At 38.2% G+C, this 9,343-nt stretch carries 7 protein-coding genes; 3 read left to right on the top strand and 4 right to left on the bottom strand.

Annotation, left to right across the window (positions count from 1 at the left end):
• The coding region (pheT, locus tag AACZ30_RS11080) for a phenylalanine--tRNA ligase subunit beta (RefSeq protein ID WP_339649384.1) at positions 1-1,409 on the bottom strand (1,409 nt) is incomplete at its 3' end.
• Between the two features lie 139 nt (positions 1,410-1,548).
• Entirely contained in the window at positions 1,549-3,648 is a 2,100-nt protein-coding gene (gene recG / locus AACZ30_RS11075; RefSeq protein WP_339649382.1) for an ATP-dependent DNA helicase RecG, read from the bottom strand.
• A 119-nt stretch (positions 3,649-3,767) separates the two neighbouring features.
• Between recG and AACZ30_RS11070 the strand changes: the two genes are divergently transcribed.
• The 3 genes from AACZ30_RS11070 to AACZ30_RS11060 are packed head-to-tail and all read left to right on the top strand — an operon-like array spanning position 3,768 to position 7,710.
• A complete protein-coding gene (locus AACZ30_RS11070) occupies positions 3,768-5,885 on the top strand; it encodes a M1 family metallopeptidase (RefSeq protein WP_339649380.1) in 2,118 nt (705 codons plus the stop codon).
• Positions 5,885-6,787, top strand: a complete 903-nt coding sequence (locus AACZ30_RS11065) for a patatin-like phospholipase family protein (protein WP_339649378.1) — start codon at positions 5,885-5,887, stop codon at positions 6,785-6,787. Before AACZ30_RS11070 ends, AACZ30_RS11065 begins: the two co-directional genes overlap by 1 nt.
• Positions 6,787-7,710: a patatin-like phospholipase family protein gene (locus AACZ30_RS11060; RefSeq protein ID WP_208224757.1), complete on the top strand. Its 924-nt coding sequence runs from the start codon at positions 6,787-6,789 to the stop codon at positions 7,708-7,710. The genes AACZ30_RS11065 and AACZ30_RS11060 overlap by 1 nt, the downstream gene beginning before the upstream one ends.
• Here AACZ30_RS11060 and AACZ30_RS11055 read toward each other — a convergent pair.
• Entirely contained in the window at positions 7,707-8,228 is a 522-nt protein-coding gene (locus AACZ30_RS11055) for a hypothetical protein (protein ID WP_208224758.1), read from the bottom strand. The two genes, AACZ30_RS11060 and AACZ30_RS11055, sit on opposite strands and share 4 nt — an antisense overlap.
• The coding region (locus AACZ30_RS11050; RefSeq protein WP_339649374.1) for an FMN-binding glutamate synthase family protein at positions 8,225-9,343 on the bottom strand (1,119 nt) is incomplete at its 5' end. The genes AACZ30_RS11050 and AACZ30_RS11055, both read right to left, overlap by 4 nt.

The following is a 9,343-nucleotide window of genomic DNA, read 5'->3' as shown; positions in this document are numbered from 1 at the left end:
TGCACGTCTACGCGATAAGAAGGAATGGTAAGTCCCATCCCGGTTTCGGTAACATTGTTTACCCTAATTTCAAGCGACGCAAGGATAGATTTTATAGTTTCTTCTTCAAGATTTTCCCCAATTAGTTTATTCACTTTATCAAAGGTTAGGAAAACCTGGAAATCTTCAATTTTCTTAGGATAAAGATCATCAATATCACTGGTTACTTCACCGCCAGCGATTTCTGTAATTAGAAGAGCAGCGCGTTTTAAAGCATATTCGGTAATGTTAGGATCTATTCCTCGTTCAAACCTAAAAGAAGCATCGGTATTTAAACCATGTCTTTTTGCAGTTTTTCTAACGCTCACCGGGTTAAAATAGGCGCTTTCTAAAAAGATTTGTGTGGTAGCCTGGGTTACTCCGCTGGTAGCACCACCAAAAACTCCTGCAATACAAAGCGGTTTTTCGGCATCACAAATCATAAGATCTTCTTCGTGAAGTTCTCTCTCTACCTCATCTAAAGTGGTGAATTTTGTGCCTTTTTCTAATGTTTTTACATTGATTTCGTTACCAGCAATTTTTGCAGCATCAAATGCGTGAAGCGGTTGCCCAAGCTCGTGCATCACGTAATTGGTAGCATCTACCACGTTGTTTTTTGGGCCAAGACCTATTGCCTTTAACCTATTCTGAAGCCATTTTGGTGATTCCTCTATTTTAAGTCCAGAAATGGTTACTCCGCAATATCTCGGTGCCAGCGCCGAATCTTCTACCTGTATCTGTACTTTTAAACTTCTGTTGTCTACATGAAAACTACTAACTGAAGGGGTGATTAGTTCTAAATTCCTTCCTTGTTGGGTGTAACCGGCTTTTAGATCTCTGGCAACGCCCCAGTGGCTCATTGCATCGGCACGGTTTGGAGTAAGACCAATTTCAAAAACCTGGTCGTTTTCAACATCAAAAATTTCGGCAACAGGAGTTCCGGGAATTAGGTCGTCTTGCATCACCATAATTCCTTCATGGCTTTGTCCCAGGCCAAGTTCTTTTTCAGAGCAAATCATCCCGTAACTGGCTTCACCTCTAATTTTACCTTTCTTAATTGGCCAGGCTTCACCTTTTTCATCATAGAGAGTTGTACCAATAGTCGCTACAGGAACTTTTTGCCCAGCACCAATATTGGGTGCACCGCAAACAATTTGTACGTGCTCGCCATTTCCTAGATCTACGTTAGTAAGTTGTAGCTTATCAGCATTTGGATGACTTTTACATTCCAGCACGTGGCCCACAACAATACCTTCAAGACCACCTTTAATGCTTTGAAAAGGCTGTAGTCCTTCTACTTCAAGGCCAAGATCGGTGAGTAATTCTCCCGTTTTCTCCGAATCTTCGGGAAGTTTAATAAATTGTTTAAGCCAGTTATATGAAATTTTCATGTCTCAATATTTTCAGTTCGCAAAGATAGTATTACGAATAGTTTTGGCATAATTTCAAATTTTAATTTTATGCCTTATTTTAAGAAATGTGAGAATTAAGAATGAGGAAGAAGATTCATCATTTTTTTAAACCTTAAGTCTAGCTAATATAATTCCAGATATTTTTATGTTTTGCCACCTGCGCGTAAGTAAAACGAAGCACTTTATTCTTTTCCATAGAGAGGTTAGAATCCTCTTTTAAAATCTTCATAGCGTGATGTCGCGCCAATTTTAGGATGTCATTATCCTTAACAATATCGGCGATCTTTAAATTTAAAACACCGCTTTGCTGGGTGCCCATAATATCGCCGGGGCCTCGTAATTTTAAATCAACCTCGGCAATCTCAAATCCGTCGTTGGTTGCGGTCATGGTTTCCAACCTGGTTTTACTGTCGTTAGATAATTTGTGACCCGTCATTAAAATACAGAAACTCTGTTCGGCACCACGGCCTACACGTCCTCTCAGCTGGTGAAGCTGTGAAAGCCCAAATCGTTCGGCACTTTCAATAATCATGACACTGGCATTTGGGACATTTACTCCAACTTCAATTACAGTGGTGGCGACCATAATTTGAGTTTCGCCTCGTACAAAACGCTCCATTTCATAATCTTTGGCGTCCGATTTCATCTGGCCATGAACTATAGAAATTTGCTTATCTGGAAACTCCCGGGCAATACTTTCATAACCATCCATTAAATCTTTATAATCCATTTTTTCCGATTCCTGGATCAATGGATAAACGATATATACCTGCCGACCTTTTTTTATTTCATCTTTTATAAAAGCGAAAACTTTAAGTCGGTTGCTGTCATAACGATGTACGGTTTTAATTGGTTTTCTGCCGGGTGGTAATTCATCTATTACCGAAATGTCTAAATCGCCATAAAGACTCATCGCTAAGGTTCTTGGAATTGGAGTAGCGGTCATCACTAAAATATGGGGTGGCACCTGGTTTTTTCGCCATAATTTGGCCCGTTGCGCTACGCCAAAACGATGTTGTTCATCTATAACTGCCAGCCCTAAATTTTTAAATTTTACTTTGTCTTCCAGCAAAGCGTGAGTACCAATTAGAATATCTATTTCCCCATTTTCAAGCTTTTCGTGAATTTCGCGGCGGGCTTTAGTTTTGGAAGAACCGGTAAGTAAATAAATACTGGTGTCCAGGTTTTCGCAAAGTTCTACTAGACCGTTATAATGCTGAATGGCGAGAATTTCTGTAGGTGCCATTAGGCAGGCCTGGAAACCATTATCTAGCGCAATAAACATAGACATTAAGGCCACAATGGTTTTTCCTGAGCCTACATCGCCCTGCAGCAAACGGTTCATTTGCGCACCGCTGCCAAGATCGGCTCTAATTTCTTTAATTACTCGTTTTTGAGCACCCGTAAGTTCAAAAGGAAGATGGTTTTTATAGAATTCACTGAAATTCTGCCCAATTTCTTCAAAAACAAAACCTTTTATTTTTTGCTTCTGAAGCATATTTTTAATCAACAATTGCAGCTGAATATAAAATAGTTCTTCAAATTTTAAGCGGAATTGTGCTTTAGCCAGCAGTTCCTGGCTCTGAGGAAAATGAATATTAAATACGGCTTCTGCTTTTGGAATAAGTTTTAACTCTGTAGTGATTTCTTCAGAAAGCGTATCGTAGAATTTCCCTTTGGTTTCAATAAAAAGCTGCTGCATCAGTTTATTGATAACCCGGTTGGTAATGCCCGATTTTGCCAGTTTTTCTGTAGAAGGATAAATTGGCTGCATCGCGGTACGCAATTGCTTTTTATATTCCTCTACCGGTTCCATTTCTGGATGCGGCATACTAAAAAGACCGTTAAACCAATTGGTTTTTCCAAAAATAACATAAGGTGTGTTGATCTTTAAATTTTCCCGAATCCATTTCTGCCCACGAAACCAAACCAGTTCCATTTTTCCGGTATCATCAATAAAATCGGCTACCAGGCGCTTGCCGCGTTTTTGTTCTACACTTCTTATATGGGTAATTTTGCCTACCACCTGCACTTCAGCCGAGTTTCTTTGCAACTCGTTTATTTTATAAAATCGGGTTTTGTCCAGGTAACGGTTTGGAAATAAATTTAAAAGATCCTGGTAGGTGTGAATGCCAAGTTCTTTCCGCAGTAGATCGGCGCGGTTTGGGCCTACCCCTTTTAGATAATCTATGGGTGTTTGCAAAATATTGGCGTTCATGCAAACGAAGATATTAAAATCAGGTTTTTTAGGCTGAATTTCGCTTAAAAATTAAACCTGAAATTTTCAGCGATTAAATTTATCCAGTTTTTGTAATTTGTGCCCTGTAGTTTTTTAGTATGAAATATTCATTTATCGCCCTCCTTTTTTGCTGTAGCTGGAACTTTTATAGCCAGGCTCCCATTGCAGATTCCCTTAATCAAGTTGAAAACATAGATTTTATAAAAGCTGATGCAGATGTCTTTGTAAATACTGTTAGCGAGGAGATTACGGGGGAGATAACTTATAGTTTTAATGTTTTAAAAAGCATCGATTCCTTTTATGTTGATGCGCGTAATATGAATTTTGATGAGGTTTTGCTGAACGGGGAACAAAAAAACTTCAGGAATTCCGGGGGAAGTATTTGGATAGAAAATGAAATAAATCCATCAGAAAATAATTCTCTTCAACTTAAATATTCTGTAAGACCAAAAGAAGCGGTTTATTTTATTAACTGGAATATTGCCGATTCTATAAAGGCACAAAAACAAATATGGACGCAGGGACAGGGGAAATACACGTCTAATTGGTTGCCTTCTTTTGATGATCAGCGGGAAAAAGTAGAATTTGATATCACGTATCATTTTCCGAATGATTTAAAAGTGATGGCCAACGGAAAACTTTCTGGTACATCGGTTAGTGATTCTTTAAAAAGTTGGAGTTTTGATATGCAGCAGCCTATGAGCAGTTATTTACTGGCTTTTGCAGCGGCAAATTATGTTGTGGAAGAAAGGGAATCTGCTTCAGGGGTTTCTTTACAGTTTTATATGCCGGTTTCAGAAAAGAAAAATATGGAACCGACTTATAGGCACAGTAAAGGAATTTTTGATTTTCTCGAAACCGAAATTGGGGTAGCATACCCCTGGCAAAATTACAAGCAGGCACCGGTACGCGATTTTCTTTATTCTGGAATGGAAAATACTACGGCTACTATTTTTGACCACGCTTTTATTACAGATTCGATAGGTTTTATAGACCGAAATTATGTGAGTGTAAATGCCCACGAACTGGCGCACCAATGGTTTGGAAATTTAGTGACTGCAGAAACTAATAACGATCACTGGCTACACGAAGGATTTTCTACTTATTACGCGCTGCTGGCCGAACGTGAAATCTTTGGAGATGATTACTATTACTGGCAACTTTACGAATCTGGTGAAAAACTTAAAGAATTAAGTGATAGCGGAAGAGGTGAGCCAGTGACCAAAGCAGGCGCAACATCGTTAACCTATTATCAAAAAGGGGCCTGGGTTTTGCATATTTTGCGTGAACGAGTGGGAGATGAGGCTTTTAAGAAAGCGGTAAAAAATTATTTAGAACGTTACAAATTCAAAACTGCTACCACAGAAAATTTTATTGCTGAGGTTGAAGCCGCTGCCAATGTTAGCTTATCTGACTTTATGGCGAAATGGTTAAACCAAACCGCTTTTCAGGGTTTTGCGGCTTTAAACTCTTTAAAGAATTCAGAATTTATTCAAAATCATTTAAATGTACTGGCGCTTCGCGAAACAGCTTTAGAGAAAAAGGAAGAAGTTTTAAGTGCAGAACTGAATTTCCCGGTAAATGATTATACGGGGCAGGAAGTGGTTTATCAATTAGAAGGTGAAACTTCAGCTTCAGCTATAAATCTCTACAAAAAAGCATTTGAAACCAACAATATTTATGTGCGCCAGGCTATCGCAACAAGTATGGAGAGAATTCCGCAGGAATTAAAATCAGATTTTAAATCTTTGCTTAACGATGAATCTTATATTACAAAAGAAGCTGCATTACTTAAATTATGGATGAATTTTCCCCAGGAAGTTTCTACTTATTTAGATAAAACAAAGGGAATTGAAGGATTTACCAATAAAAATGTACGTATGCTTTGGCTTACTTTAAACCTGGTAACTCCCACATACGAGCCTAAGAAACAACAGGAAACATATAACGAACTTTCGGGTTATACCGCTACTCATTTTCCCATTGAAGTAAGAGAAAATGCTTTTGGTTATTTATACCAGATAAACAGTTTCACTAATCAAAATTTGATGGACCTGATGCAGGGAACCCAGCACCCAACATACAGGTTTAGAAATTATTCCCGGCAGTTATTAAATGAGCTGCTTAAAAACGAAGAATATCGGCAAAAATTCTTAGATTTAAAAGATAGTCTTTCTCAAAAAGAGCAGGATTATTTGCAAACAAAACTCAATTAATGCGGGCATTGGTAATATCGGGAGGTGGCAGTAAAGGCGCTTTTGCCGGTGGGGTAGCCCAGTATTTAATAGAAGAATTACAACGCGATTACGATCTTTACCTGGGAACTTCTACCGGCAGTTTACTTATTTCTCATCTTGCTTTAAATAAGTGTGAAAAGATAAAAGACATTTATACTACGGTAAATCAAAGTAGTATTTTTAGCAATCGCCCTTTTCTTATAAAAAGGCGTCACGGTTACGATCAAATTAGCATAAATCACTTAAACGTACTTCTTAATTTTCTAAAAGGGAAAAAGACTTTTGGCGAAAGTAAAAACCTTAAAAAACTTATTGAAGCGACTCTAAGCAGAGAGGAATTCTTGAGTTTACAAGCTTCAACAAAAGATATTGTAGTAACTGTTTCAAATATTTCTTTAAATACCGTTGAATATAAATCTATTAAAGATTTTGAATACGAAGAGTTTTGTGAATGGATTTGGATTTCGTGTAATTACACGCCTTTTATGAGTTTAGTGTATAAAAATGGTTGCGAATATGCCGATGGTGGTTTGGGTACCATGGTGCCAATTGAAGAAGCAATAAAACGAGGCGCCACCCACATTGACGCGATTATTTTACAAACTGAAGCTACTTTTTATAATAGAATGCCCTCTAAAAATGTCTTTGGATTAATTACAAATTTGTTTCGGTTTATGTTAGATAGAATAGAGGCACAAAATATTAAAATAGGGAAATTTGCTGCTGCCAATAAAAATGTAACAATAAATTTTTACTACACGCCTACGGTATTAACTACCAATTCCCTTATTTTTGATGAAAAGCAAATGAAATCCTGGTGGAAAAGCGGTTATAAATTTGCCGAAGAAAAAAGCGAGGAAATTAATCAAATTGAACCTTAATGCGTGCACTGGTAATATCTGGCGGGGGCAGTAAAGGCGCCTTCGCAGGAGGCGTTGCTCAATATTTAATTCAGGAGGAAGGCAAGAAATACGATTTATTTCTGGGCACTTCAACCGGGAGCTTGCTTATTCCGCACCTCGCGATGGGGAATATAGATAAGGTTTACGAGATTTACACCAATGTAAATCAGCGTAAAATTTTTAGCATAAATCCTTTTGTGGTGAAGCGCAAAGAAGGTAGGGAGTATGTGACTATTAATTACTTTAATATGTTCTGGCAATTTGTGCGGAAGAAAAGAACTTTTGGAGAAAGCCAGAACCTTAGAAAACATATTAAAAAGAATTTTTCTGAAGAAGATTTTGATAAGCTTAAAAATCAGGTAGAAGATGTGATTGTTACGGTTTCTAATTTATCTAAAAACCGCGTAGAATATAAGTCGATTAACGATTTTGCTTATGAAGATTTTTGTGACTGGATCTGGATAAGTTGTAATTATATTCCGTTTATGAGCCTTGCCAATAAAGACGGATTTGAATATGCCGATGGCGGACTTGGATGTGTGGTGCCTATTAGAGAAGCTATAAAACGAGGGGCTACTGAAGTGGATGCGATTATTCTTGAAGCCGAAAATATGGAGTATAATAAGGTTTTGGGGAAAAATCCGTTTTCTTTAATGATTAACCTTTTTGGGTTTTTACTGGACCAGGTAGAATACCACGATATTGTAGAAGGAAAACTAGCCGCTTTAAACAAAAAAGTAAAACTAAATACCTATTACACGCCTACAAAACTGACTGAAAACTCATTGGTTTTCAATAAAAAGTTAATGGGAGAATGGTGGCAGCAAGGTTACGATCACGCCAAAGAGAAGCATCTGCAATTTTTGGCTACCAAACGCAAAAGTTTCTTCGGATTGTTTTAAATAAAGCGTTTTACCTCGTTTTTTAGGTAAGCGATTGCAGCTTCAGTAGGAGATTGTTTTTCGATTAAATTTTTAAGAATTATTTCTCTTAATTTATCGGCATCAGTAACTCCTTCCTGTTGGTTAGCCTTTCTAATAATACCAATAGTAGCATTTTTAGCGGTTTTAATATAATCCCAACATTCAACCGAAAGATAGATTTGTTGCGCAAGGTTGTGCTCAAATTCCTGTTCAATAGTATTTATTAATGCCCGCTCATAAGCTTCTTTATCATTAGAATTAGGCTTTACTCTAAATAAAATTTTTCCGGGTGAAATTCTTTCTAAAAATAACGTCATCCTTTCGTAAGCCTGCAACTTTAAAGGAAGCGCGGTTTTCTGGTTTTCTCTATGCAAAAGAAAACGTCTTCTGTTCTCTTCATTTTTGTTATAGGAACTAAAAAAATAAAAGGCTACTACACCAACAATTAAAGCCGGTAAAATGGCTAAAAGTATTTGAGAAAGTTCTATCTGGTTCATTCGTTTTTATTATGGGGTGCGGTTTCTTCGGTTTCAGCTTCTTTGGTTGTCACTTCTTTTTGCTTCTGAATGCCACCCAGATGTGGGCTATCCATATGCATTTGAATACCGTCGAAAGGTACTTTTTCTTTATGATATCCAAAAGTGATGGCCAGGGTTTTTGCCAGGTTCTTATCGCTTAAATTTATCTCTACATCGTCCATAGTAAATTGTGAAGGATGCTCGTAACCGCAGGCATGGGTAATCTCTAAAAGCTCTTTTCTAAACTTGGTAAAATAATAATTTACCCGCCGGGCCTTGTCTTTTACATTAATCCCCGCCTGCAACCATTTGTTTTGGGTAGCCACGCCGGTAGGGCAGGTGTTATTGTGGCAGGCCTGCGCCTGTATACATCCAATACTCATCATTGCTTCCCTGGCCACATTTATACAATCTGCGCCCAGTGCAAAGGCCATTGCGGCTTTTGCAGGAAACCCGAGTTTTCCACTTCCAATAAAGACAATTCTATCGGTAATTCCTTCATTTAAGAATATTTGGTAAACATCGGTAAATGCGTAAATCCAGGGTAGTGAAACGTGATCGGCAAAACTTGGAGGCGCAGCCCCGGTTCCGCCTTCGCCACCGTCAATAGTAATAAAATCGGGTCCTCGTTTGGTTTTTGCCATAAGAGCGGCAAGTTCTTCCCATTGATTTAACCTTCCCACGGCCGATTTAATCCCTACCGGAAGTCCGGTTGCTTCAGCGATATCTTCAATAAAATCTACCAATTCTGGAATATTGTCGAAAGCAGAATGATTTGGAGGGGACAGGATGTCCTGCCCCATAGGAACGTGCCTAATTTCAGAAATCTCTTTAGTAATTTTTGAAGCAGGCAGCACGCCGCCTTTTCCAGGTTTTGCACCCTGCGAAAGTTTAATTTCAATAGCGCGGATTTGAGGATTCTCTTTTACAAGCGCTACCATTCTATCCATAGAAAAGTTTCCATTTTCATCGCGAACTCCAAAATATCCGGTTCCAAAATGAAAAACCACATCGGCTCCTTTTTTGTGATATTGCGAAAGTCCGCCTTCCCCGGTATTGTGGTAGGCTCCGGCTTCTTTACAACCTGCGTTTAG

It is taken from the genome of uncultured Salegentibacter sp., assembly GCF_963972535.1.
Lineage (GTDB): Bacteria > Bacteroidota > Bacteroidia > Flavobacteriales > Flavobacteriaceae > Salegentibacter.
Note: the sequence above shows the minus strand (reverse complement) of the source record. Positions and strands in the feature narration are given on the sequence as shown.

Excerpts from the sequence above, each read along its gene's own strand:
- recG (WP_339649382.1), bottom strand. The coding sequence starts at position 3,648 with ATGAACGCCAATATTTTGCAAACACCCATAGATTATCTAAAAGGGGTA.
- AACZ30_RS11055 (WP_208224758.1), bottom strand. The coding sequence starts at position 8,228 with ATGAACCAGATAGAACTTTCTCAAATACTTTTAGCCATTTTACCGGCT.
- AACZ30_RS11070 (WP_339649380.1), top strand. The coding sequence starts at position 3,768 with ATGAAATATTCATTTATCGCCCTCCTTTTTTGCTGTAGCTGGAACTTT.
- AACZ30_RS11065 (WP_339649378.1), top strand. The coding sequence starts at position 5,885 with ATGCGGGCATTGGTAATATCGGGAGGTGGCAGTAAAGGCGCTTTTGCC.
- AACZ30_RS11060 (WP_208224757.1), top strand. The coding sequence starts at position 6,787 with ATGCGTGCACTGGTAATATCTGGCGGGGGCAGTAAAGGCGCCTTCGCA.